Here is a 23,128-nt window from a genome sequence, read left to right as displayed (position 1 = left end):
CGGTCACCCGCGACCGGGGCCGATCAGAACCGGCAGATCCGGCGCGGCCCGTAGGGCGTCGGGCGGATGAAGCAGCGGCGGCCATAGGCCCGCGGCGGACCGAAATAGCGGCGGCCATACATCGGCCGGCAGCGGCCCCAGGGGCCGCGGGCGAAGCCCGGGCCGCAGCCTTGGGCGACCTGCGTCACCGGCGCCTCGGGGGCGAGCAGGCCCGAGAGACCGGGGCCGGCCGGGGCGGCGCTCGCAGGGGCGGCCGCGAGACCGCCGAAGGCCAGGGCGGCGAGGCCGGCGATCTTCCAACGCATCAGCATGCGGATGGTCCTCCGTCGAATCCGTGAGGGTGTCCGTGGAACGGGCGGCGCCGAGGGGCCGGCGCCGCGCCGAGCGGACACAACCGGGAACGCGCCGTTCTGTTCCCTCCCCCTGAACCCGCCGCGTCTCGGACGGTCGCGAAAAAGGCTCCGGACCCCGTGTCGACAAGCCGCGACCGTTCCTGTAAGGGAGCCGGCAACTCACAACAGGACGCCGAAATCCTGACGCCGAGATCCCATCCCGGGGCCGCGGCGGCGACGGCAGGAGTTTGACCGATGAACATCATCCAGCAGCTCGAGCAGGAGCAGATCGCTCAGCTCAACAAGACGATCCCCGACTTCGAGCCCGGCGACACGGTCATCGTGAACGTCAAGGTGAAGGAAGGCGAGCGCAGCCGCGTCCAGGCCTACGAGGGCGTCGTGATCGCCCGTTCCGGCGGCGGCATCAACGAGAGCTTCACCGTCCGCAAGATCTCGTACGGCGAGGGCGTCGAGCGCGTCTTCCCGATCTACTCGCCGAACATCGATTCGATCAAGGTCGTGCGTCGCGGCAAGGTGCGTCGCGCCAAGCTGTACTACCTGCGCGATCGCCGCGGCAAGTCGGCCCGTATCGCCGAGCGCGCCGAGCGCGGTGCCGAGAAGGGCAAGACCAAGAAGACCGCCGCCGCGGAGTAAGATCCGTCGCGCCAGCGCGACGTTTCACGAGAAGGCCGCCTCCCCTGCCGGGTCGAGGCGGCCTTTTTCGTCGGGGACGCGACTCAGCGGGAGCCGCGCCACCTTCGGGCGAGCCGGTTCCACTTGTCCTCCAGCCAGCGCGCCGCGCGCTCGAGGGACGGTTTCATGCCGGGGATGTCCTCGCTCAGGAGCGCGAGGCCGAGCGGCAGCATCCACAGCCCGAAGACCGGCAGGACCGCCAGGAAGCCGCCGAGGATCAGCAGCAGGGCGGCCGGGATCCGCACCCAGCGCCGCGACGGCGCCCGCAGCCAGGCGATCGCATCCGCCACCCGCCGCGGCAGGAGGTCGAGAAGCTTGACGATCCGGTCGTCCCAGGCTTTGGCGAGGGCCTCCTTCTCCGACAGGCTCGGCGTGCCGGTCGTCGCGGGCGGGAGGGGGCGCGTGGTGATGTCGTCTCTGGTCATGATCAGAAACAAATGGGCCGGACGGGCCAACGGTTCCGCGGGGCCCGACCGTCGGGCCGGCGGCGCTGCGAGGCCGCGCCGCATTGCCGGCCCCCGGGCCCCGTCCTAGCTTCGGCGGCATGGAGACAACCGGCGAGTCATGCGGTGCGGCGGAAGGCGGGGACGCCCCGGCGACGGGCGCCCTTCAGGTCCGCGTCGTCCAGCGCATCTCCGAGATCGCGGCGGCGGAGTGGGACCGCTGTGCGCACTCACAAGAGTCGATGGCGGGCGCGGGCGAGAGCCACAACCCGTTCGTCAGCCACGCCTTCCTGTCGGCGCTGGAGGAATCCGGCTGCGTCGGCGGACGCACCGGCTGGCTACCGCTGCACGTCGCCGCCGAGCGCGACGGACGGGTGATCGGCTACGCGCCCTGCTACCTGAAATCCCACTCGCAGGGCGAGTACGTGTTCGACCACGGCTGGGCCGACGCGTTCGAGCAAGCCGGCGGCCGCTACTATCCGAAGCTCCAGGTCAGCGTGCCGTTCACGCCGGTGACGGGCCCGCGCTTCCTGATCGCTCCGGGCGAGGATGCCGACGAGGCCACCGCCGCCCTCGTCGCCGGCCTGCGCGCCCTGCGCCGGCAGGTCGAAGCCTCCTCGATCCACGCGACGTTCCTGCCCGAGACCGAGGCCGAGCGGGCCGGGGCGCTGGGCTTCCTGCGCCGGGTCGACCAGCAGTTCCACTGGGACAACGACGGCTATTCCACCTTCGACGATTTCCTCGGCGCGCTCGCCTCGCGCAAGCGCAAGGCGATCAAGCGCGAGCGGCGCGACGCGCTCGCCTCCGGCATCACCATCGAGTGGGTCACCGGCGCCGACCTCCGGGACGAGCATTGGGACGCCTTCTACCGGTTCTACATGGATACCGGTTCGCGCAAATGGGGCCGGCCCTACCTCAACCGCCGCTTCTTCTCGCTCATCGGCAAGCGGATGCCGGAACGGATCCTGCTGGTGATGGCCCGGCGCGAGGGGCAATACGTCGCCGGCGCCATCAACCTGATCGGCGATCGCGCCCTCTACGGCCGTAACTGGGGCTGCATCGAGGACCATCCCTTCCTGCATTTCGAGGTCTGCTACTACCAGGCGATCGACTTCGCGATTCGTCGCGGCCTCGCCCGGGTCGAGGCAGGGGCGCAGGGCGAGCACAAGCTCGCCCGCGGCTACCGGCCGGTGATCACGCACTCGGCCCACGACATCGCCGATTCCGGCCTGCGGGCGGCCATCGCCGACTACCTGAGGCGCGAGGCGCGCCACGTCGCGGCGGCCGCCGAGGAACTCGACGCGGCGACGCCGTTCCGGCGCGGCGAGGACTGACGGCGCCGTAGCGCCCGGACCGGCAGGCCGCTACGCTCCCCGCACGGAGCCCGGCAAGAGGCTCCGGTTCGGGAGCGAAACGTCATGTCGACGAGCGTGGGAGGACGCGGGCGCGCGTCCCGCCGGATACTGTCGGGCTGCCTCGGGCTGGTGCTGGCGCTGGCAACCCCTGCCCTGCACACCCCGGCCCTGGCGGATGCGGCCTTGCGGCCGCGCACCGGCGGGGCCCTGGCACCGGCCAAGCCGGAGGAGGTCGGGCTCTCCTCCGAGCGGCTCGGCCGGATCAGACAGGTCATGGAGGAGGAGGTGGCCGCCGGCCGCCTGCCCGGTGCCGTGGTGATGATCGCCCGGCGCGGCCGCCTCGCCTACGCGGAGAGCATCGGCTTCCGCGACAAGGCCGCCGGGGCGCCGCTGGAGACGAACGCGATCTTCCGCATCTACTCGATGACGAAGCCGCTCGCCTCGGTCGCCGCGATGACGCTGGTCGAGGACGGCCGCCTCCAGCTGACCGACCCGGTCTCGAAATACCTGCCCGAGTTCAAGGATCTCAAGGTCGCCGGCACCCGCCCCAACGCGCTGGGCGAGGCCGCGCCCGACCTCGTCTCGGCCGAGCGCGCGCCGACCGTACAGGATCTCCTGCGCCATACCGCCGGACTCGCCTATGGCGAGATCACCACCAACCCGGCCGTGAAGGCGGCCTACGCCAAGGCCGGCCTGTTCAAGCCCGACTTCGACTACAACACCACCGACCTCACCCCGGAGGAGTTCACCGGCCGGATCGCGAGCGCCCCCCTCGCCTACCAGCCCGGCACGGTCTGGCAGTACAGCCTGGCGGTCGACGTGCTCGGCCGCGTCGTCGAGAAGGCCTCCGGCCGGCGCCTCGGCGACTACCTGGCCGAGCGGGTCCTGCGACCGCTGAAGATGAGGGAGACCGGCTTCTCGGTGCCGGCCGACAAGGCCGGGCGGATCGCCCAGGCGCTGCCGACCGATCCCGCCACCGGCGCGCCGAACCGGCTCATCGACGGCGCCGTCCCGAAGAACGATTCCGGTGGTGCGGGCGGCTACGGCACCGCGGCCGACTACCTGCGCTTCGCCCAGGCTCTCCTCGACGGCGGCAGCCTCGACGGTGCGCGGGTGCTCAGCCGCACCAGCGTCGAGCTGATGACCGCCGACCATCTCGGCGACCGGATCAAGCCGGTGGTCAGCCCGGGCGAGCTGCTGATGGGCGTGCCCGGCTACACGTTCGGCCTCGGCTTCATGGTGCGCAAGGAAGCCGGCATCGCCGGCGTGCCGGGCTCGAAGGGCGAGTTCATGTGGGCGGGCTACGCCGGCACCTTCTTCTGGGTCGATCCCAAGGAGGACCTGGCGGTGGTGATGATGACCCAGGCGCCGGGACCCAGCCGCGCCCATTACCGGCGCGAGATCAAGCAGCTCGTCTACGGCGCCATCGCCGATTGAGCCCGTCCGGGGGCGCGGGCGGCCGGATACGGCCATGCATCCGCGCCCCATGCATCCGCGCCCCATGCATCGGAGCCCCTGGACTCGCGCCTGCGGCCACCGGAGGATGCGCGCCGTTCAGGCCCGGGCGACACGGGCCGTCACGTCCCGGAGCGTTCCGCCGCATGTCCCCGATCGACCGCATCTCCGCCGACCACGACGCCCTCACGGCCATCCGGCGCGACCTGCACGCCCATCCCGAGCTCGGCTTCGAGGAGGTGCGCACCTCCGGCATCGTGGCGGAAAAACTCGCCTCCTGGGGGATCGAGGTCCATCGCGGGATCGGCCGCACCGGCGTCGTCGGCGTCCTGAAGGGCCGCGGCACCAGCCCGCGCCGTATCGGGCTGCGCGCCGACATGGACGCCCTGCCGATCCAGGAGGCGACGAACCTCCCCTACCGCTCGACGGTGCCCGGCAAGATGCATGCCTGCGGCCATGACGGCCACACCACGATGCTGCTCGGCGCCGCCAAGTACCTCGCCGAGACCCGCGACTTCGACGGGACGGCGGTGTTCATCTTCCAGCCCGCCGAGGAGGGACTGGGCGGCGCCCGCGCCATGCTGGCCGACGGGCTGTTCTCACGCTTCCCCTGCGACGAGGTCTACGGCCTGCACAACAACCCGGGCGGGCGCTTCGGCGAGCTGTCGGTGCGGACCGGCGCCGCGATGGCGGCGGCCGATTTCTTCGACATCCGCATCGTCGGCCGCGGCGCCCACGGGGCGCAGCCGCATCGCGGCGTCGATCCGGTGGTGGTCCAGGCCGCCCTGGTTCAGGCGCTCCAGACGATCGTCAGCCGCAACGCCGACCCGCTGCAATCGGCCGTGCTGTCGATCACCCAGGTCCATGCCGGGGCGGCCTACAACGTGATTCCGGAGGAGGCCCACCTCGCCGGCACGATCCGCACCTTCGACGACGACATCCGCGCCCTGGTGGCCAAGCGCATGCGCGAGATCGCGGCCGGCATCGCCGCGACCTTCGGGGCAGAGATCGTCGTCGACATCCGCAACATCTTCTCGGTCCTGCGCAACAGCGAGGCCCAGACGCAGGCCGCCGCCGCGATCGCCACCGAATTGTTCGGCGCGGCCAAGGTCGACACCGCACCCGAGCCCAAGATGGGCAGCGAGGACTTCGCCGACATGCTGCTCGCCGTGCCGGGCACCTATGCCTGGCTCGACGGCAAGGCCGGGGCCGCCGTCCACAACGCGGCCTACGACTTCGACGACGCCATCATCCCGCTCGGCGCGGCCTACCTCGCCCGGCTGGTGGAGCGGCGCTCGGCGGCGTGACGGGGTGCGGGACCCGCTCGCCAGCGGGTCCCTCCGCGTCGTTCATGGGGCGTCCTGCAGGCATCTCGCAGGTCTTTTGCCGAGGTCTTGCCGGAAAAGAGCGGTTGCGCCGGGCCGCACTCCTGCCGCAGGAGCTTGCCCGGATTCCGGGCTCCCGCCGGGACAGCGGGGGCCGGGGTACGGACAGTCCCGGGACGCACTGCACCGCAGACGCTCCCGGGACCTCGCAGCGACACGGGATTTCGAGATGACCGAGACCGCCTACGATCCCCAGAACATCTTCGGCAAGATCCTGCGCGGCGAGGTGCCGTGCCACAAGGTCTACGAGGACGAGCACGTCGTCGCCTTCATGGACGTGATGCCCCAGGCCGACGGCCACACCCTGGTGGTGCCCAAGACCGCGAGCCGCAACCTGCTCGACGCGGACCCGGCGACGCTCGGCGCCCTCTACGCCGCCGTGCAGCGCGTGGCCCGGGCCGCCAAGGCGGCGTTCGCGGCCGACGGCGTCGCGGTCTATCAATACAACGAGGCGGCGGCCGGCCAGACCGTCTTCCACCTCCACGTCCACGTCCTGCCCCGGCACGAGGGCGTCGCGCCGCGCCGCCACGTCGAGGGCATGGCCGATCCGGACTTGCTCGCCGCCCACGCGGAGCGGATCCGCGCGGCGCTCGCCGACTGACGGGAACCAGCCCGGCCTCGGCCGCGTCCCCCTCGATACGCGACAGGCCGGGTGACGCCATGCCCGCGAACGAGATGCACGCGAACGAGACGCGCAAGACCAAGATGCGCGACGATCCGGCGCGGAGCCGGTTCGAGCTCGAGGTGGACGGCGCGGTCGCCTATGCCGATTACCGCCGCCAGCCGGGCACCCTCGTCATCGCCTACGTGTACGCACCGCCGGTCCTGCGCGGTACCGGCGCCGCCGACCGGCTGATGCGGGCGGTCGCCGAGACCGCCCGGGCGGAGGGCCGTCAGATCGTGCCGCTCTGCGGCTACGCGGCGGCGTGGCTGCGCCGCCACCGCGACCTGCCGGGCTGAAACCGATCCGGAGGATCACCGCCGGATCGGGCATCACGAGCCTGCGCGACGCGTGGGCGAAGCCGATTTCCCACATCGCGAAGCGATCGGAGGAAATCGTACGAGACCTCACCCGACCATGTCGAGGGGCGGCGCGAGGCCGTCCGGCAGCGGGCAGCGATAGGGCGTGCGGGCCAGGCGCTCGGCATGGTCGGCCTTGGCGCGGGCGAGCAGGTCGGGATCGCGCAGGACGTCCACCGCCGTGCCGGCCATCGCCTTGGCGACATGGACCATGCCCTTGTGCGCCGCCGCGTTCGTGCCCTGGGCGGTCATCTGCCAGGAATGGCCCGGCGTACCGATGGCGTAGGTCGCGCCCCGTGCCTGCACGGTCGGCACCGCCCAGCTCACGTCGCCGACATCGGTCGAGCCCATCATCCGCTCGCCGACCGCCCGCAGCGGCACGATCGCGTCGCAGAGCGGCGCATCGGTGACCGGCATGCCGAAGCGGCGATGGGCCGAGACGATGTCCTCGGTGGTCAGCGTCGCCCGGATCTTGTCCGCGAAGGCGCGGTCCTCGGCGTCGAAGGGCGGGGGGCCGAGGCGCATCAGGTTGGCGTGCATGGCCTCCTCCAGGGGCGGGTTCGCCAGGAGGTTCGACATGGCGCTCACCACACGGCTCGTCACCGTGGTCTCGGTCATCAGGGCGGCGCCCTGCGCGATCTTCTCCACCCGGGCCGCGAGGTCGAGGAGGCTCGGCAGGTCGGCGGCGCGCACGAGATAGCGCACGGTGGCGCTCGCCTGGACGACGTTGGGGGCGATGCCGCCGGCATCGAGATAGGCGTAGTGCACCCGCGCGTCGCTCGGCATGTGCTCGCGCAGGTAGTTCACGCCGACATTCATCAATTCGACCGCATCGAGGGCCGAGCGGCCGAGATGCGGGGCGGCGGCCGCGTGCGAGGCCTTGCCGACGAAGGCGAAGTCGATGAGCTGGATCGCCAGGGAGACCGGCTCCCAGATCGCCACGAACGGGCCCGGATGCCAGGTGATCGCCACGTCGACGTCGGAAAACACCCCGTCGCGCACCATGAAGGTCTTGGCGGCGCCGCCCTCCTCCGCCGGGCAGCCGTAATAGCGCACGCGACCGGGCAGGCCTTCCCTGGCGAGCCAGTCCTTGACGGCGGTGGCGGCCAGCAGCGCCCCGGCGCCGAGCAGGTTGTGGCCGCAGCCATGGCCGGCGCCCTCCCCGGGCCGTGGCCGGTGCTCGGCGATTCCCGCCTCCTGGCTCAGGCCCGGCAGGGCGTCGTACTCGCCCAGGATCGCGATGACGGGACCGCCCTCCCCGGCCTCGCCCATCATGGCGGTCGGGATGCCGTCGATGCCCTCGGTCACCCGGAAGCCCTGGGCGCGCAGCATCGCGGTGTGCTCGGCCGCGGAGCGCACTTCCTGGAAGTTGAGCTCCGGCATCGCCCAGACCCGGTCGGAGAGAGCCACGAACGCCGCCGCATGCTCCTCGACGTGCCGCCAGATCGCCTCGCTGTTGTGCATGTTTCCTCGTGCCCCGGGGCTGTTGTGCAGGGTTGCCCCACCCCTTGTCGCACGATGGGGGCCGGGCGCCATGCGCCCGGCTCGGCCCTGGAATGCGCGCCGTTAGCTCATGGCCGCCGCGCGCCGCGCCAGCGCCCGGTCGAGGAAGCCGAGCCGATCCTGGCCCCAGAACAATTCGCCGTCGAGCACGAGGGTCGGCGAGCCGAACACGCCGAGTGCCTCGGCCTCCTCGCCGTTGCGGCGATAGATGGCCTGCACGGCCTCGTCGCCCTCCGCCGCCACCAGGACGGCGCCGTCGTAGCCGGCCTCGTCGGCGATGGCCCGGCGCACCGCCGGATCGGCGATGTCGCGCTCCTCGGCCCAGAGCGCCCGCAGGATGGCGTGCGAGAGCGGGAAGGCGTCGAGGCCGGCGGCCTGCGCGGCGATGACGGTCCAGCCGGCATGCTTGTTCCAGTTCGGCGCCGGGTTCTCCATCGGGTAGTGCCGGGGCGTCACGTTCAACGGCAGGCCGAGATAGTCGCGCCAGCGGGCGAGCTCGACGGCATGATAATCGCGTCGCGGCTGCGGCCGGGTCCGGATCGGCACGCCGCCGGTCTTCGGCACCACCTCCTGGAAGTCGAAGGGCTTGAGCATCAGCCGGGCGCGGTGACGGCGCACGATGTCCTGGAGCCGCGGCCCGCCGAGATAGGCCCAGGGCGAGGACAGGCTGTAGAAGCAGGACAGATCGGGCATCGGGACCTCCAGGATTGGCACGGGCATGGATATCGACCGGGACAGCGCGGCCGTGAAGGGATTGACACGCCTTGCCGCGGAGGTGCGGCGCGACCTCGCCCGCCTGAACCACCCGCCCGCGCGCTGGACCCTGCCGGTGGACGGCCCGGACGGGCGCCCCGCCCTCGACGTGCTGGTGGTGGGCGCCGGGATGTGCGGCCAGACCGCCGCCTTCGCCCTCCTGCGCGAGGGCGTGTCGAACCTCCGGGTGATCGACCAGGCGCCCCGGGGCGCGGAGGGGCCGTGGGGCACCTTTGCCCGGATGGAGACCCTGCGCTCCCCCAAGCACCTGACGGGCCCGGATCTCGGCATCCCCTCCCTGACCTTCCGGGCCTGGTGGGAGGCGCAGGCCGGCGAGGAGGGCTGGGCCGCCCTCTACAAGATCCCGCGCCTCGATTGGCTGCGCTACCTCCTGTTCGTGCGCGACACCGTCGGCATCCCGGTGGAGAACGACACCCGCCTGCTGCAGCTCTGGCCGGCGGACGGGCTGATCGGGGCGCGGATCGAGGGACCGGCCGGGCCCGAGACCCTGTATGCCCGCAAGGTCGTGCTCGCCGGCGGCCGCGACGGATCCGGCGGCCGGCGGATGCCGCCCTTCGCCACCGGCGGCGCGGGCCGCCTCTTCCACTCCTCCGACCCGATCGACTTCTCCCGCTTCCGCGGCGGCCGGGTCGCGGTGCTGGGCGCCTCGGCTTCGGCGATCGACAATGCCGCGACGGCGCTGGAAGCCGGGGCCGCCGAGGTGACGCTGTTCGTGCGCCGCTCGCATTTCCCGCAGGTCAACAAGTCGAAATGGGCCGCCTTCCCGGGCTTCCTGCGCGGCTACGCCGCCCTCGACGACGAACGGCGCTGGGCGTTCACCCGGTACATGATGGGCGAGGGCACGCCGCCGCCGCACGAATCGGTCCTGCGCTGCACCCGCCATCCGAACTTCGCGGTCCGGTTCGGCGAGGGCTGGACCGGGATCCACGAGGCGCCGGACGGCCTCGTGGTCGAGACCCGCAAGGGCCGCTACCCGGTCGAGGCCGCCGTGGTGGCGGTGGGCTTCGACATCGACCTGACGCGGCGCCCGGAGCTCGACCGCTTCCGGGACGCGGTGCTGACCTGGGGCGAGCGCGTGTCGGCCGCCGAGGCGGAGGCGCATCCGGAGGCCGCCCGCTTCCCCTATCTCGGCGACGGGATGCAGATGCTGGAGCGGGCGCCCGGCACGCTGCCGGAACTCGGCCTGCTGCACGTCTTCAACTGGGGCGTCAGCCTCAGCCACGGCGCGCTCGCCGGCGACATCCCGGGCCTCGGCATCGGGGCGACGCGCCTCGCCCAGGCCTTGGTGCGCGACCTCTTCGTGTCGCAGGCCGACGACCATTTTCCCCGCATGATGGCGCACGAGGACGCCGAGCTGGAGCCGACGCCGTTCTTCGTGGCGCGGGAGGCGCGGTGAGGCACTCCGCGGGCTCGTCGCGCGGACAGGCCTCCCGCCGGGATCCGTCGACACGTGTCGTGTGCGACCCGGCCAGCCGGATCGCACACGGAATCGTCGCGCGCCGTCAGGCCGCCGCCTCGTCCCCCGTCCCGCCGGGCAGCCCGAACGGCTCCGGCGCGTGACCCTCGGCCCGCAGGGCGGCCAGCAGGTCGGCCGGGGTCAGTGTTACGGTGCGGTCGCTCACGAGCGGGTGGACGTTGATCCGCTCCTCGGCGAGCAACGCGTCCTCGATGAACACCTTCACGGCGCCGGGCGCGGCGTTGAGGGCGGCCAGCGGCGAAACGGCGCCGCTCTCGACGCCGAGCTGCTCGCGCAGGGCGTCCGGGCTGGCGAAGGACAGGCCGCCGCGGGCGCCGAGGACGGAGCGGAAGCCCTTGAGGTCGACCTGCGCGTCGTGGCGCAGCGTGACCAGGAAGTAGGTCTTCTTCCCGTCGCGCAGGAAGAGGTTCTTGGTGTGCGCCCCCGCGATGTCGCCGCAGGCCGCCATCATCGCCTCGACGGTCAGGACCGGAGGATGCTCGTGGAGGGTGTAGGGGGTGCCGCGTTCGCGCAGCCGCGCCAGGAGGTCGTCCGAAGTCAGGGGCATGGTCGGTCTCATCGTGAATCGTCGGTGGCACGGGGTGCGGCGAGCACGCCGACCTGACGCAGATAGGCCAGGATCTCGCGCGCGGCCTCGTCGGGATCGGGCGCGACGAGCAGGCGCCCGCCGGACGACGCACCGCTCTCCCCGGTCGCCGCCTTCAGGCGCTCGGCCGCCGAGCCGCCGGCGGGTGCGCCCTTCACCAGCTTCGGCCGGCGGCGATAGGGCCGCTCCTCGACGGCATCGATCGGAGCCGGATCCGCGACCGCGACGGGCGCGACGGGTTCGAGCGCGCCGCGCCGCGCCCGGCCATACGCGTAGGCGAGGGGGGCCGGCGCGTCGGGATGGACGGTCGCCAGGACCGGACCGGCGATCACCACCCGCCGCCGGGCGCCGCGACCGAGGCTCTGGTCGAGGCTCAACCCTCCCGTCGCCTCGGGGGCGAGGCCGACGACATCGGGGATCAGGGGACGATCGAGGGCCTCGGCGAGGGCGTAGGGGATCAGCCCGGTCTCGGGCCCGCCCTGCCCGCGCCGCCCGGCGAGGATCAGGTCCGGCTGGAGCACCGCCAGGCGGGCGGCCAGGGCCGGCACCGGATCGGCCTCGGCGGGAACGGGCAGGTGCTCGATCCGGGTCAGCCCCTGGCCCAGCCCGTCGGCCACCGCGGCGGCATCCGGGCCGGCATGGAGGCCAAAGACCTCGCCCGCCGCGCCGAGCCCGACGGCGAGGCGGATGGCTTGCGCCTCCAGCCGGGGCAGGACGGGGGCGCCCGAGACCGGATGGCGACCGGCCGAGAGAAGAACCGCGATCCTCATGGGGCCTCTCCCGGCCGGCCGGCCTCCTGCGCGAGGAGCCGCAGCAGGGCCGGCATGACGGCCTGCGCGTCCTGCACGATGGCGAGGCCGGCGCGCTCGATCATCGCCGCGTGCAGGTCGGTGTTGACCGCGACGACGTGCTCGCAGCCCGCCACGCCCTGCAGATGCTGGGGCGCGCCCGAGATGCCCAGTGCAACGTAGCAGGTCGCGGCGAGCACGGTGCCCGAGGCGCCGACCTGGCTCGCCCGGGGCATCAGGCCGGCGTCGCAGAGGACACGGCTGGCGCCCGGCGTCGCGTGCAGGGCGGCGACGACCTGCCGGAAGGTCGCGAGGTCGGTGACGCCGCTGCCGGCTGCGGTGACGAAGCTCGCGAGGCCGAGGGGCACCGTGGCGGGATCGGCGGGAATCGTCGTCGCCGACAGGATCGCCGTGCCCTTCGAAGAGTCCTTCCCGACCGGCGCCTCGGCCGGACCGGCGATCTCCCGCGCCTCGCGGGGCGGTCCGGCATAGTCGGCGACCGCATCGGACGACAGCGTGGCGAGGAGCCCCGGCGCCGCGCGCTGCTCGACGCGGCGCCCCCGCGCCGGACGGGCGAGCGAGGCGGCGGCGACGGCCTCGACGTCGGAGAAGAGCGGCTGGCGCAGCCGCACCGCGACGCGCCGGGCGAGGTCGCCGCCGTCGGGGGATTCGGGAAAGAGGACGTGACGGGGCCGGAGCTCCCCGATCGCCGCCGCGACCCGGGCCGCGCGGCCGGCGGGATCGTAGCTCTCGGGATCGTGGCCGTCCGGGTCGTCGAGCCGGACCAGGCGGTCGGCACCGGCCGGGCCGCTGCCCTCGCAGGGGCCGAGCGCCAGGAGCGCCACGCCGCCCTCGCGGCCGGCGAGCAGGCGGGCGGCCCCGAGGACCTGACGGTCGTGGGTCGAGAGGCGGCCGCCCGCCGCGTCGGGCACGACGAGGACGAGGAAGGCCGGCGCGTCGAGGACGACGACCTTGGGGACCGGGGCCTGCACCGCCCGCGGCAGCGCCTCGTGGACCGGCCCCGCCTCGATGCGTGCGACCCGGCTGAGCGCGACCTGGCTCAGGTCGTAGCGCGGGCGGAGCGTCCCCGGAACCCGCTGGCCGTCGCGCTCGCGCCGGGGATCGCGTCGCGGCCGGCCCCCGCCGTCCCGGCGGCTGGTCCGGTCGAGGCGGGGGCGGGCCCCCTCCCCGGGGGCGACGAGGAAAGCGGCGCGCTCGGCGCGGGGATCGCGGCGGGGGCGGGTCATCGTCCGGCCTCCACGGCCTGGAGCAGCAGCTCGGCGATGTCGCGGATCTCGGCCTTGCGGTCGGGCACGCCCTCCAGCATCGCCGTGCAGGACGGGCAGGCGACCGCGACGATGCCGGCTCCGGTCTCCGCCGCCTGCGCCATGCGCAGGTCCGGAATCCGGCGCTCGCCCGGCACGTCGCTCACCGGCGCGCCGCCGCCGCCGCCGCAGCACATCGCCCGGCGGCCCGAGCGGGCCATCTCGACCCGGGACACGCCGATCGCGTCGAGCAGAGCGCGGGGCGCCTCGGTCTCCCCGTTGTAGCGGGCGAGGTAGCAGGGGTCGTGGTAGGTCACCGAGCAGTCCGTCAGGCGGCCCGGGGTCAGGCGTCCGGCCTGGATCAGCTCGAGCAGGAAGGCGGTGTGGTGCATCACCGCGTAGTGGCCGCCGAAGGCCGGGTACTCGTTGCGCAGGGCGTGCAGGGCGTGGGGATCGGCGGTGACGATCCGGCCGAAATCGCGGGCGGCCAGGGTCGCGATGTTGGCCTTGGCGAGGGCCTGGAAGGTCGCCTCGTCGCCGAGGCGCCGGGCGAGGTCGCCGGTGTCGCGCTCGTCGGGGCCGAGCACCGCGAAATCGACGCCGGCCTGCCGCAGGAGCCGCACAAGGGCGCGCAAGCTGCGGCCGTAGCGCAGGTCGTAGGCGCCCTCGCCGAGCCACAGCAGCACGTCCGCCCGCCCGCGGGGCTCCAGCACCGGCAGGTCGAGGCCGGCGGCGAAATCGGTGCGGGCGGCGAGCGGGCGCCCGCCCGCCTCGCCGGTCTGGCGCAGCTCGGTCACCGGACCGACCGCCTTCTCGGGCAGGGCCCCGAGTTCGAGGGTCTGGTTGCGGCGCAGGGCGACCACGGCGTCGACATGCTCGATCATCATCGGGCATTCCTCGACGCAGGCGCGGCAGGTGGTGCAGGACCACAGCGTGTCGGGATGGATCCGGGCCTCGGGCCCGACGAGTTCGATCAGCGCCCCGCGCCCGCCCATCGCGTCCCGGCCGCCGGGATAGGGAGCGCCGGCATAGGCCGGCTCCGCCGGCGAGAGCCCGGCGACGAGGTCCTGGATCAGCTTCTTCGGGTTCAGGGGCTGGCCGGCCGCGAAGGCCGGGCAGGCGATCTCGCAGCGCCCGCAGCTGACGCAGGCGTCGTAGGACAGGAGGCGGTTCCAGGTGAAGTCCGCCGGCATCTCGGCGCCGAGGCGGGGCGCATCGAGGTCGAGGGGCTGGAGCGCGGTGTCGGGGCGGCCCTCGAAGCGGCCGGGCCGCGGATGGGCGACGAGGTGCAGCGCGCCGGCCGCCGCATGGCGCATCGGCCCGTGCCGCACCTCGAAGGCGAGGCCGAGCCCGCCCGCCGCCGCGAGCGCCGCGGCAACGAGGGCGAGACCGGTATCGCCGACCCCGAAGGCGAGGAGGAGCGCCGTCACCGTGCCGCCGAGGGCGTAGGCGAGGAGCAGGACCGGCAGGACCTGGAACCGCCCGGCGGAGAGGCGGGGCTTCTTCACCGGGTAGCGACGCGCCCCGACCATCAGGGAGCCCGCCGCCATGACCCCGAAAGCCAGCGCGACGACGCCCCAATAGGGCCGGAAGCCGCCGAGCGGCGGCAGGATCGCGAGAGCCGTCAGCAGCGAGGCCGCCAGCATCCCGCCGGCCACCACGGCGTGCATCCGCGAGGCGTAGCCGTCCCGCGCGACGACGTGGTGGACGTCCACGAGGTAGCGCCGCGGCAGGCTGGCGAGGCCCGAGAACCAGGGCACGGAGGCCGCGGCGCCGGCCCGCCAGAGGGCCGCGCGCCGGAAGATCTGGACGAGCGCCAGGATCGCCATGGCCCAGACGAGGCCGGGAAACACCGTGGTCAACGAGACGGGGCCGGTCATGCCATGTCGTCCGGGCTCGGGCAGGGAGAACGGTGAGGGAGGAGCCGGGGACTCACAGGTCCTTGCACAGCCTCAGGGCGTCGTAGATCGCCGCGTGGATGTTGCGGCCGGCCACCGCGTCGCCGATCCGGTACAGGGCATAGCCCTTGGACAGGTCGTAGGGCTGGGGCTCGCCACGCAGCACCGCCTCCTGGTCGATCTGGCCGTGATTGACCGCGCCCGCCTTCAGGCCGCTGTAGAGGCCGTCCACCGGCAGGGTGCCGTGATCGACCACGATGCGGTCGACGAGGCGCTCCTCCTCGGCGTCGGTCATGGTGTTGCGCAAGGCCGCGACGAAGCGGTTGCCCTCGGGGTAGATCTCGATCAGCTCCATGTTCGGCGTCATCACGACGCCGAGCTTGTAGAGCTCGCGCAGGTGGATCGGCTGGTTGGTGGTGCCGACCTCCTCGGCCACCATCCGGTCGTGGGTGGCGACCTCGACGAGGCAGCCTCGCTTGGCCAGGAGCTCGGCGACCGACGAGGCGTTGTGCTGGCCCATCTCGTCGTAGAGCAGCACCGAGCCGGTGGGCTCGACCGCGCCGGAGAGCACCTCGGCGGTGGTGACCGCGTGCTGCTCGGCGCCCTTGGCGTGTCCGCGGGACGGGCTGCCGCCGGTGGCGACGATCACCACGTCGGGTTTCTCGGCCAGGATCGCCGCCTCGGTCGCCTCGGTGTTGAGCCGCAGATCGACCCCGAGCTTCGTCACCTGCGCGACGAGCCAGCGGGGGATGCCCGACATCGCCTCGCGCCAGCCGGCCTTGGCCGCGAGCCCGATCTGGCCGCCGGCCTGGCCGCTCTTCTCGAACAGCACCACGGCATGGCCGCGCTCGGCGCAGACCCGGGCCGCCTCGAGCCCGCCGGGCCCGGCGCCGATCACCACGACGCGCCGGCGGACATCCGCCTTGCGGATCTCGTGCGGCATCGTCGCCTCGCGGCCCGTGGCGGCGTTCTGGATGCAGAGCGCGTCCCCGCCGACATAGATCCGGTCGATGCAGTAGCCCGCACCCACGCATTGGCGGATGTCGTCGGCCCTCCCCTCGGAGAGCTTCTTCACGAGGTGCGGGTCGGCGATGTGGGCGCGGGTCATCGCCACCATGTCGACATGGCCGTCGGCGACGGCGCGGGCCGCGGTGGCCAGATCGGTGACGCGCTGGGCGTGGAAGACCGGCACGTCGACCTCGCGCTTGATCGCGCTCGGCAGGAACAGGAACGGCGCCACCGGGAACGACATGTTGGGCAGCGAGATCGCGTGGGCGATGTGGTCGCGGGCCTGGCCGCCGAGCACGTTGAGGAAGTCGACGAGGCCGCGCTTGGCGTACTCGGTCGCGATCGCCAGGCAATCCTCCTGGGAGAGACCGTCGGCGATCATCTCGTCGCCGGACATGCGGATGCCGATGACGTAGTCGTCGCCGGCCTCGGCCCGCATCGCCTCCAGCACCTCGATGCCGAAGCGCATCCGGTTCTCCAGGCTGCCGCCGTACTTGTCGGTGCGCTGGTTGACGCTGGGCGACCAGAACTGGTCGATCAGGTGGCCGTGCGCCGCCGAGACCTCGCAGCCGTCGAGCCCGCCCTCGCGGCAGCGGCGCGCGGCCTGCGCGAAGCTCTTCACCACCCGGGCGATGTCCTCCTCCTCCATCTCCTTGGGGATGGTGCGGGAGGCCGGCTCGCGCCGGGGCGAGGGCGAGACCGTGGGAAACCAGTGCTCGGTATCCCACTTGGTGCGCCGGCCCATATGGGTGAGCTGGATCATCAGCTTGCCGCCGTGCTCGTGCACCCGGTCGGCGAACTGGCGGAAATACGGGATCACCGAATCGTCGGCGACCGAGATCTGGTTCCAGGGCGCGGCCGGGCTGTCGGGCGCGACCGAGGACGAGCCGCCGAACATGGTGAGCCCGATGCCGCCCTTCGCCTTCTCGGCGTGGTAGAGCTGGTAGCGCTCCTGCGGCTTGCCGTCCCGGCCGTAGCCCGGCGCGTGGCTGGTGGACATCACCCGGTTTCGGATGGTGAGGCCCTTGATGGTGAGGGGCTTCAGAAGCGCGTCGGCATTGGCGATCACGGGACGACCCCCGAAGGATTGGGCGAGGAATCAGGCAGGCGGTGGAGGCGGGAGCGGGCGCGGCGCGGGGCCGGCGCCCGTCCTCAGCGCTCGACGACGAGGTCGCTCGTGGGCTTCGAGCAGCAGAGCAGGGCCATGCCGGCATCGATCTCGCGCTGGCGGATGCCGCCCGCATGGGTCATCGCGACCGTGCCGGAGGTGACCTTGGACTTGCAGGTGCCGCACAGGCCCTTGGCGCAGGACGAGGGCAGCCGGATCCCGGCCTTGCGGGCGGCGTCGAGCACCGTCGAATCCTCCGGGCAGTCGAGCACCCGGCGGGTCTTGGCGAACTCGACCCGGAAGGTCCGGACGGCCGGCGCGAGCGGTGCTTGCGGATCCTGGGCCTCGGCATCGAGAGCCTGCTCGGCCTCCGCCGCCGCCGCGCGGTCAGCTTCCGGCAGGGCGCCGAAGTCGAAGCTCTCCTCGTGGTGGCGGGCCATGTCGAAGCCGGCCTCGGAGAGCATCGTCCGGACCGCCGCCATGTAGGGGGCGGGACCGCAGACGAAGACCTCGCGCTCGAGGAAATCCGGCACCGCCTCGCGCAGGATCGCCAGCGACAGGCGTCCCCTCGGACCGGTCCAGGCCTCGTCCGGCGCGTCGCCCTCGCAGACCGCGTGGAGGCGGAAGGCGGGGTCGAGGCGGGCCATCGTCTCCAGTTCGCCGCGAAACACGATGTCGGCGGGCGTGCGGGCCGAGTGGACGAAGGCGACGTCGCGACCCTGGCCGAGATCGTGGAAGGTGCGCGCCATCGCCATCATCGGGGTGACGCCGCTGCCGCCCGAGAGCAGCAGGTATTTTTGCGCCGGATGGGCAAAGCAGGTGAACTCGCCCATCGGCCCGAGCGCCCGCACGGTATCGCCGGCCTTCAGCGTGTCGTGCAGCCAGTTCGAGACCGGTCCGCCCGGCACGCGCTTGACGGTGATCGACACGGCGTGCGGCCGGGTCGGCGCCGAGGAGATGGTGTAGCAGCGATGCACCGTCTCGCCGCCGATCTCGAAGGCGAAGGTCAGGAACTGGCCCGGCGCGTAGGCGTAACGCCGGGGCTCCGGCGCCGCGAGCACGAAGGTCTTCACGTCGTGCGTTTCCTGGCGCACGGCGAGGCAGACCAGGGTGTCGTCGGCCTCCGCATCCCAGGCGGTGGCGGCCGCCAGGAGCGCGGCGGCCGGATCGAGCGAGGCGGGGGCGGCCGCCATGGTCAGCGCTCGAGATGCGCGGCCATGCGGCCGACATACCAGTTGCAGAACTTCTCGACGAGCATCTCGGTGTTGGGCGAGTAGGGACCGGGCTCGTAGGCCGGGCTCCTCACGCCCTGCTGGCAGATGCCGACGAGCTCGCTGTCCTGGTCGTTGGTGGCCTCCCAGACGCCGGTCAGGTTGGCGAGGTCGTAATCGACGCCCTCGACCGCGTCCTTGTGGACCAGCCACTTGGTGCGCAGGAGCGAGCGCTCGGCATCGAGCGGCAGCACCGAGAAGGTGACGATGTGGTCGCCGAGGAAGTGGTGCCAGGAATTCGGCTGGGTCCAGACCGACAGGCCGCCGAGCTTGGCGTTGGTCAGGGTACCGAGCAGCTTCTTGCAGGCGGCCTTGGTGTCGATCGTGTGCGATTCGCCCTCGCCGTCGAGCGGCAGACGCTCGGTGCGGAAGCCCGAGATCATCGTGTCGAGCTCGTCGATCTCGCGCGAGGGCAGGCCGTCGGCCTCCCATTCCGCGTGCCGGGTCTTGAGCAGGCAGCCGTAGCGCTCGGCCTCGGCGCGGTCGTGCTCGCTCATCTCCTCGGGGGCGAAACCGAAGCCGTAGGCGAAGAGCGGCACGGTCAGCTCGGGATGGTTGCCGCCGCAGTGATAGCACTCGCGGTTGTTCTCCATCGTGAGCTTCCAGTTGCCCGGCTCGATGATGTCCTTCTGGAACGCGACCTTGGTGTTCTTGATCTCGTGGGGCGCGATGTAGGGGGCGAGGCGGGCCGCCATCTCGTCGAAATCCGCCGGCGGCTCGTCGGCGAGGCAGATGAACAGCAGGCCGGCGAGGGAGCGGATGTGGACCGGCTTGAGGCCGTGGCACCCCTTCTTGAAGTCCGGGCCCATGTGGTCGGCGTGGACGAGGTCGCCGGTCAGGTCGTAGGTCCAGGAATGGTAGCGGCAGACGAGGTTGCCGACCGTCGACTTCTCCTCGTGAACGAGGCGCGCGCCGCGGTGGCGGCAGACGTTGTGGAAGGCGCGGATCTGGTCGTCGTCGTCGCGCACGATCGCCACCGAGGTGGTGCCGATATCGACCACCATCACGTCGCCGGCCTCCGGCACGTCCGGCTCGACGCCGACATAGATCCAGTGCCGGCCGAAGATGACATCCATGTCGGCCTGGAACACCTCCGGGCTGAGATAGAACGCGGCCGGCAGGCTGTAGCCGCGACGGCGCTCCCGCAGGAGGCGCTGCAAGGGGGTCGGCGTCACGTCGAGCATCGGTGGCCTCCGAAGCCATTCAGGTGCTCCGACTATCGCCCCCGCCACCCCGCCCCGCTGCCACGCCAGCGACACTCGCTTGGCTCGCCGCGACGCCCGTTCGCGATGCCCCGGGCGAGGGCGCGGACGTCCCCGCGCAAGCCGGTGCCGGCGGCGATCGGCATCGGACCTTGTCGCCAACGGACGGGGCGCCCGCCTTATCCAGGCCGCATCATCTCCGTCGAGACCGACGCTCTCGAAGGGCATGGGCGGCCGCACTCCGCGGGAGCCACCCTGCCGAAAGGGCGGCAACGCTCTTCGTGGACCGCCTCGCTTCGTGGACCGCCTTACTTGGCCGCCAGTTCCCTGAGCAGCGCCTCGTGGAACCGGTCCGGCGCCTCGACCTGCGGCGAGTGGCCCAACCCCTCGAACATCACCAGCCGGGCGCCCTTGATCCGTCCCGCCGCCTCCGGCGCGAGCCGGTCGTAGTGCCCGAGGGTGGCGGCGACCTCCGGCGTCGCGCGGTTGGCGCCAGGCGCGGTGCGGTCCTGGGTCCCAGCCATCAGCACCGTCGGCACGCGCAGGCGGTCGAATTCGTGCACCACCGGCTGGGTGAAGACCATGTCGGAGGTCTGGGCCTGGTTCCAGGCCACCCGCTCCGCGCCCGGGCCGGCAGAGAGGCCGGCCTGCATCTCGACCCAGCGGTCGTAGGCCGGCTTCCACTGGCCGTCGTAGTAAAACTTGAGCTGGTAGGCCTTGATGCTCGCCGCACTCGTCTTGCGTTCGGCGGCGTAGGCCGCGTCGATCGTCTGGTAGGGCACGCCCTTCTGCTGCCAGTCCTCGAGCCCGAGGGGATCGACCATCACCAGCTGATCGACCGCGTCGGGGAACATCAGGGCGTAGCGGGCGGCCAGCATCCCGCCCATCGAATGCCCGACGATCGTCGCCTGGGCGATGCCGAGGGAGGCGAGCAATCCGTGGGTGTTGGTGGCGAGCTGCTGGAAGCTGAACTGGTAGCCCGCCGGCTTCGACGACTTGCAGAAGCCGACCTGATCGAGGGCGAGCACCCGGTAGCCGGCCCGCGCCAGGACGCCGGCCGTATCGCCCCAGGTGGCGGCGCAGAAGTTCTTGCCGTGGAGCAGCACGATGGTGCGGCCGTTCGGGCGCTCCGGCACGATCTCCATATAGGCCATCGACAGGTCCTGCCCCTGCGACGCGAGGGCGTGGCGCTTCACCGGATAGGGATAGTCGAACCCTTCGAGTTCCGGCCCGTAGGATGGGGCCGCCGCGGCGGCGGTCGCGGACAGGAGGCAGAGGGCGAGGAGCGGATAGCGCATGCGGCGGGGTCTCCGGTGACGGCGAGGCTCTTACAACGCACCGGCAGCGCGGAGTCATGCGGCGGGCCCGACCCGCGCTTGCGTTTCCGGCGACGTCCCGCCATATAGGCCTCGGGAGGTTGGCGAGGGACGTTTCACTCGCCAACCGGGTCAGGTCCGGAAGGAAGCAGCCCTAACGAGACCGAGCGGGTTTTCGTCCAGCCTCCCACCCTTTTCCTTTCAGGAGCGCGTGCGCCCCCTCGCGGGGGCCGGCCTCACGACCCTGCGAGCGCATGGACGAGACCTCCGGCACGCCCTCGATCGACGAGCCGGGTCTCCCCGGGTTCGGTGCCGCGCCGAAGCAGAGCGCCGGTCAGCCGCCCGCTCCCGCCTACCGGGTCCTGGCGCGCAAGTACCGGCCCAAGGATTTCGACGACCTGATCGGCCAGGGCGCCATGGTGCGCACCCTGGCGAACGCCTTCGAGGCCGGCCGCATCCCGCAGGCCTGGATGCTCACCGGCGTGCGCGGGGTCGGCAAGACCACCACCGCCCGCATCCTCGCCCGCGGCCTCAACTACGCGCTGCCCGACGATGCGAATGCCGGGCCGACGATCCGGCTGCCGAAGCTCGGCCTGCACTGCGCCGCCATCATGGAATCCCGGCACATCGACGTGCTGGAGATGGACGCCGCCTCGCATACCGGCATCGACGACGTCCGCCAGATCATCGACGGCATCCGCTACTCGCCGGTCTCGGCGCGCTACAAGGTCTACATCGTCGACGAGGTCCACATGCTGTCCGAGAAGGCGTTCAACGCCTTCCTGAAGACGCTGGAGGAGCCGCCGCCGCACGCGAAGTTCGTCTTCGCCACCACCGAGATCCGCAAGGTTCCGGTCACCATCCTGTCGCGCTGCCAGCGCTTCGACCTGCGCCGGGTCGAGGCCGGCGCCCTGATCGCGCACCTGCAAAAGATCTGCGACGCGGAAGGCGTCTCGGCCGAGGCGGAGGCGCTCGCCGCGATCGCCCGGGCCGCGGAAGGCTCGGTGCGCGACTCGCTCTCGCTGCTCGACCAGGCGATCGCCCACGGCGCCGGCCACGTCACCGCCGAGACGGTGCGGGACATGCTGGGACTCGCCGACCGCGCCCGGGTCGTCGACCTGTTCGAGGCGGCGATGCGCGGCGACGTGCCGGCGACCTTTTCGGAGCTGCGCTCCCAGCACGAATCCGGCGCCGATCCGGCGGTGGTGCTGTCCGACCTCGCCGAGTTCACCCACCTCGTCACCCGCCTCAAGCTCGCGCCCGATTCGGCGCGCGTCGATACCTCGCTCAGCGAGGTCGAGCGGGTGCGCGGCGGCGATTTCGCCGACCGGCTCTCGGTGCGGGCGCTGTCCCGCGCCTGGCAGATCCTGCTCAAGGCGATTCCCGAGGTGCAGGCCGCGTCCCGGCCGCTCGCGGCGGCCGAGATGGCCCTGGTGCGCCTGATCTACGCCGCCGACCTGCCGACGCCCGACGAGGCCCTGCGCCAGATCCGCGACGGCGGCAGCCTCGCCCTGCCGGCCCGGGCGCCGGGCGCCGCCCCGGCCGGCGCCTCCGCGATGGCGAGCACCCCCGTCCGGGCGACGGCGCCCGCGATGCAGGCGGCCCCCGCCCCGGTCACCGCGATGCGGGCCGGTGGCGCCGCGCCGGCCCTGCGCGCCCTGCCGGAGGTGCGCGCCGAGATGCCGCCCGCGCCCGCCCCGGCCCCGGCGATGCCGCGCCCGACCCTGGTCCCGTCGGCGCCGGAGCCCCGGCCCGCTCCCGCCCCGCAAGCCGCCCCGGCACCGAAGGCCGAATCCGGCCCGCTCCTGCGCCGGTTCGAGGACGTGGTGGCGCTCGCCGACGAGCGCCGCGACATCGGCCTCAAGATGGCGCTGGAGCGCGACGCGCATCTGGTGCGGTTCGAGGACGGCCGGATCGAGCTTCGCCTCGCCGAGGGCGGACGGGCGACGCTCGCCACCGACCTCGCCAACGCCCTCCATGCCTGGACCGGCCGGCGCTGGGTGGTGGCCCTGTCGCACGAGACCGGCGAGGCGACGCTCGACGCCCGGGCCAAGGCCGCGGTCGCGAGCCGCCACCAGGGCGCGGCGAGCCACCCGCTGGTCCAGGCGGTGCTCAAGAGCTTCCCGGGCGCCCAGATCGTCGACGTCCGCGACAAGGCTCCCGACACGCCGGAGCCCGACGACGTCCCGCCGCCGGATTCCGACGACCCGGACCTGTAGCCGGCGGGCCCCCGGCGCCCCACATCCCGT

Annotated in this window: 20 protein-coding genes and 1 other RNA gene; 9 read left to right on the top strand and 12 right to left on the bottom strand. The window is 72.7% G+C overall.

Going from position 1 to position 23,128, the window contains the following annotated elements; all coding sequences use genetic code 11:
- Window positions 1–23 precede the first annotated feature (23 nt).
- Window positions 24–311 (bottom strand): GCG_CRPN prefix-to-repeats domain-containing protein, encoded by a 288-nt coding sequence (locus miv_RS04100; protein WP_048426243.1) that lies wholly within the window; start codon window positions 309–311, stop codon window positions 24–26.
- A 276-nt stretch (window positions 312–587) separates the two neighbouring features.
- On the opposite strand from miv_RS04100, the gene rplS reads away from it, so the two are divergent.
- Window positions 588–986 (top strand): 50S ribosomal protein L19, encoded by a 399-nt coding sequence (gene rplS, locus miv_RS04095; RefSeq protein WP_048426244.1) that lies wholly within the window; start codon window positions 588–590, stop codon window positions 984–986.
- An 83-nt stretch (window positions 987–1,069) separates the two neighbouring features.
- Here the strand turns inward: rplS and miv_RS04090 are convergent, their stop codons facing one another.
- On the bottom strand, window positions 1,070–1,450 hold the full coding sequence (locus miv_RS04090) for a hypothetical protein (RefSeq protein WP_058617696.1): 381 nt from the start codon (window positions 1,448–1,450) through the stop codon (window positions 1,070–1,072).
- A gap of 119 nt (window positions 1,451–1,569) precedes the next feature.
- Here miv_RS04090 and miv_RS04085 point away from each other — a divergent pair, with 119 nt between their 5' ends.
- The 5 genes from miv_RS04085 to miv_RS04065 all read left to right on the top strand — a co-directional run bounded on the left by miv_RS04085 (window position 1,570) and on the right by miv_RS04065 (window position 6,623).
- Entirely contained in the window at window positions 1,570–2,802 is a 1,233-nt protein-coding gene (locus miv_RS04085) for a GNAT family N-acetyltransferase (protein WP_207181562.1), read from the top strand.
- Window positions 2,803–2,886: 84 nt separating this feature from the next.
- On the top strand, window positions 2,887–4,260 hold the full coding sequence (locus miv_RS04080) for a serine hydrolase domain-containing protein (protein WP_207181561.1): 1,374 nt from the start codon (window positions 2,887–2,889) through the stop codon (window positions 4,258–4,260).
- Window positions 4,261–4,424: 164 nt separating this feature from the next.
- On the top strand, window positions 4,425–5,585 hold the full coding sequence (locus miv_RS04075; RefSeq protein WP_048426247.1) for a M20 aminoacylase family protein: 1,161 nt from the start codon (window positions 4,425–4,427) through the stop codon (window positions 5,583–5,585).
- Window positions 5,586–5,832: 247 nt separating this feature from the next.
- On the top strand, window positions 5,833–6,264 hold the full coding sequence (locus tag miv_RS04070) for an HIT family protein (protein WP_048426248.1): 432 nt from the start codon (window positions 5,833–5,835) through the stop codon (window positions 6,262–6,264).
- Window positions 6,265–6,323: 59 nt separating this feature from the next.
- The gene (locus miv_RS04065) at window positions 6,324–6,623 is read left to right on the top strand and encodes a GNAT family N-acetyltransferase (protein ID WP_244748857.1); all 300 of its coding nucleotides are present in this window, start codon (window positions 6,324–6,326) and stop codon (window positions 6,621–6,623) included.
- 108 nt (window positions 6,624–6,731) lie between these two features.
- Here the strand turns inward: miv_RS04065 and miv_RS04060 are convergent, their stop codons facing one another.
- Together miv_RS04060 and miv_RS04055 are read right to left on the bottom strand one after the other, a co-directional pair.
- On the bottom strand, window positions 6,732–8,147 hold the full coding sequence (locus miv_RS04060; RefSeq protein ID WP_207181560.1) for a M20 family metallopeptidase: 1,416 nt from the start codon (window positions 8,145–8,147) through the stop codon (window positions 6,732–6,734).
- A gap of 102 nt (window positions 8,148–8,249) precedes the next feature.
- Window positions 8,250–8,879, bottom strand: a complete 630-nt coding sequence (locus tag miv_RS04055) for a 2-hydroxychromene-2-carboxylate isomerase (protein ID WP_207181559.1) — start codon at window positions 8,877–8,879, stop codon at window positions 8,250–8,252.
- Window positions 8,880–8,904: 25 nt separating this feature from the next.
- On the opposite strand from miv_RS04055, the gene miv_RS04050 reads away from it, so the two are divergent.
- On the top strand, window positions 8,905–10,356 hold the full coding sequence (locus miv_RS04050) for an NAD(P)-binding domain-containing protein (protein ID WP_207181558.1): 1,452 nt from the start codon (window positions 8,905–8,907) through the stop codon (window positions 10,354–10,356).
- A gap of 106 nt (window positions 10,357–10,462) precedes the next feature.
- On the opposite strand, the gene miv_RS04045 is transcribed toward miv_RS04050, so the two are convergent.
- From miv_RS04045 to miv_RS04010, 8 genes are all read right to left on the bottom strand, one after another.
- A complete protein-coding gene (locus tag miv_RS04045; RefSeq protein ID WP_048426251.1) occupies window positions 10,463–10,984 on the bottom strand; it encodes a prolyl-tRNA synthetase associated domain-containing protein in 522 nt (173 codons plus the stop codon).
- Between the two features lie 8 nt (window positions 10,985–10,992).
- Window positions 10,993–11,793 (bottom strand): adenine nucleotide alpha hydrolase family protein, encoded by an 801-nt coding sequence (locus tag miv_RS04040; RefSeq protein ID WP_048426252.1) that lies wholly within the window; start codon window positions 11,791–11,793, stop codon window positions 10,993–10,995.
- On the bottom strand, window positions 11,790–13,058 hold the full coding sequence (locus tag miv_RS04035) for an electron transfer flavoprotein subunit alpha/FixB family protein (protein WP_207181557.1): 1,269 nt from the start codon (window positions 13,056–13,058) through the stop codon (window positions 11,790–11,792). The genes miv_RS04040 and miv_RS04035 overlap by 4 nt, the downstream gene beginning before the upstream one ends.
- Window positions 13,055–14,956 carry a DUF3483 domain-containing protein gene (locus miv_RS04030; protein WP_048461391.1) on the bottom strand — a complete coding sequence of 634 codons (1,902 nt, stop codon included), beginning with the start codon at window positions 14,954–14,956 and terminating at the stop codon, window positions 13,055–13,057. The genes miv_RS04035 and miv_RS04030 overlap by 4 nt, the downstream gene beginning before the upstream one ends.
- 52 nt (window positions 14,957–15,008) lie before the next feature.
- Complete coding sequence (locus tag miv_RS04025; protein WP_207181556.1) at window positions 15,009–17,051, bottom strand: NADH:flavin oxidoreductase; 2,043 nt, start codon at window positions 17,049–17,051, stop codon at window positions 15,009–15,011.
- A gap of 83 nt (window positions 17,052–17,134) precedes the next feature.
- Entirely contained in the window at window positions 17,135–18,283 is a 1,149-nt protein-coding gene (locus miv_RS04020) for an FAD-binding oxidoreductase (RefSeq protein ID WP_207181554.1), read from the bottom strand.
- A 2-nt stretch (window positions 18,284–18,285) separates the two neighbouring features.
- Window positions 18,286–19,545: an aromatic ring-hydroxylating oxygenase subunit alpha gene (locus miv_RS04015; RefSeq protein ID WP_048426896.1), complete on the bottom strand. Its 1,260-nt coding sequence runs from the start codon at window positions 19,543–19,545 to the stop codon at window positions 18,286–18,288.
- Between the two features lie 326 nt (window positions 19,546–19,871).
- Window positions 19,872–20,861, bottom strand: coding sequence for an alpha/beta fold hydrolase (locus tag miv_RS04010; RefSeq protein ID WP_207181553.1), 990 nt, complete (start codon window positions 20,859–20,861; stop codon window positions 19,872–19,874).
- 113 nt (window positions 20,862–20,974) lie between these two features.
- On the opposite strand from miv_RS04010, the gene ffs reads away from it, so the two are divergent.
- Both ffs and miv_RS04000 read left to right on the top strand, forming a co-directional pair.
- Window positions 20,975–21,071: signal recognition particle sRNA small type (gene ffs, locus miv_RS04005), an RNA gene on the top strand.
- A gap of 62 nt (window positions 21,072–21,133) precedes the next feature.
- Window positions 21,134–23,098 carry a DNA polymerase III subunit gamma/tau gene (locus tag miv_RS04000; protein ID WP_207181552.1) on the top strand — a complete coding sequence of 655 codons (1,965 nt, stop codon included), beginning with the start codon at window positions 21,134–21,136 and terminating at the stop codon, window positions 23,096–23,098.
- The last annotated feature ends 30 nt before the right edge of the window (window positions 23,099–23,128 follow it).

This window comes from Methylobacterium indicum, assembly GCF_017347565.1.
Classification (GTDB): domain Bacteria; phylum Pseudomonadota; class Alphaproteobacteria; order Rhizobiales; family Beijerinckiaceae; genus Methylobacterium; species Methylobacterium indicum.
Note: the sequence above shows the minus strand (reverse complement) of the source record. Positions and strands in the feature narration are given on the sequence as shown.

Coding starts and splice junctions, on each gene's coding strand:
- miv_RS04100 (WP_048426243.1), bottom strand. CDS start 311: ATGCTGATGCGTTGGAAGATCGCCGGCCTCGCCGCCCTGGCCTTCGGC.
- rplS (WP_048426244.1), top strand. CDS start 588: ATGAACATCATCCAGCAGCTCGAGCAGGAGCAGATCGCTCAGCTCAAC.
- miv_RS04090 (WP_058617696.1), bottom strand. CDS start 1,450: ATGACCAGAGACGACATCACCACGCGCCCCCTCCCGCCCGCGACGACC.
- miv_RS04085 (WP_207181562.1), top strand. CDS start 1,570: ATGGAGACAACCGGCGAGTCATGCGGTGCGGCGGAAGGCGGGGACGCC.
- miv_RS04080 (WP_207181561.1), top strand. CDS start 2,887: ATGTCGACGAGCGTGGGAGGACGCGGGCGCGCGTCCCGCCGGATACTG.
- miv_RS04075 (WP_048426247.1), top strand. CDS start 4,425: ATGTCCCCGATCGACCGCATCTCCGCCGACCACGACGCCCTCACGGCC.
- miv_RS04070 (WP_048426248.1), top strand. CDS start 5,833: ATGACCGAGACCGCCTACGATCCCCAGAACATCTTCGGCAAGATCCTG.
- miv_RS04065 (WP_244748857.1), top strand. CDS start 6,324: ATGCCCGCGAACGAGATGCACGCGAACGAGACGCGCAAGACCAAGATG.
- miv_RS04060 (WP_207181560.1), bottom strand. CDS start 8,147: ATGCACAACAGCGAGGCGATCTGGCGGCACGTCGAGGAGCATGCGGCG.
- miv_RS04055 (WP_207181559.1), bottom strand. CDS start 8,879: ATGCCCGATCTGTCCTGCTTCTACAGCCTGTCCTCGCCCTGGGCCTAT.
- miv_RS04050 (WP_207181558.1), top strand. CDS start 8,905: ATGGATATCGACCGGGACAGCGCGGCCGTGAAGGGATTGACACGCCTT.
- miv_RS04045 (WP_048426251.1), bottom strand. CDS start 10,984: ATGCCCCTGACTTCGGACGACCTCCTGGCGCGGCTGCGCGAACGCGGC.
- miv_RS04040 (WP_048426252.1), bottom strand. CDS start 11,793: ATGAGGATCGCGGTTCTTCTCTCGGCCGGTCGCCATCCGGTCTCGGGC.
- miv_RS04035 (WP_207181557.1), bottom strand. CDS start 13,058: ATGACCCGCCCCCGCCGCGATCCCCGCGCCGAGCGCGCCGCTTTCCTC.
- miv_RS04030 (WP_048461391.1), bottom strand. CDS start 14,956: ATGACCGGCCCCGTCTCGTTGACCACGGTGTTTCCCGGCCTCGTCTGG.
- miv_RS04020 (WP_207181554.1), bottom strand. CDS start 18,283: ATGGCGGCCGCCCCCGCCTCGCTCGATCCGGCCGCCGCGCTCCTGGCG.
- miv_RS04015 (WP_048426896.1), bottom strand. CDS start 19,545: ATGCTCGACGTGACGCCGACCCCCTTGCAGCGCCTCCTGCGGGAGCGC.
- miv_RS04010 (WP_207181553.1), bottom strand. CDS start 20,861: ATGCGCTATCCGCTCCTCGCCCTCTGCCTCCTGTCCGCGACCGCCGCC.
- miv_RS04000 (WP_207181552.1), top strand. CDS start 21,134: ATGGACGAGACCTCCGGCACGCCCTCGATCGACGAGCCGGGTCTCCCC.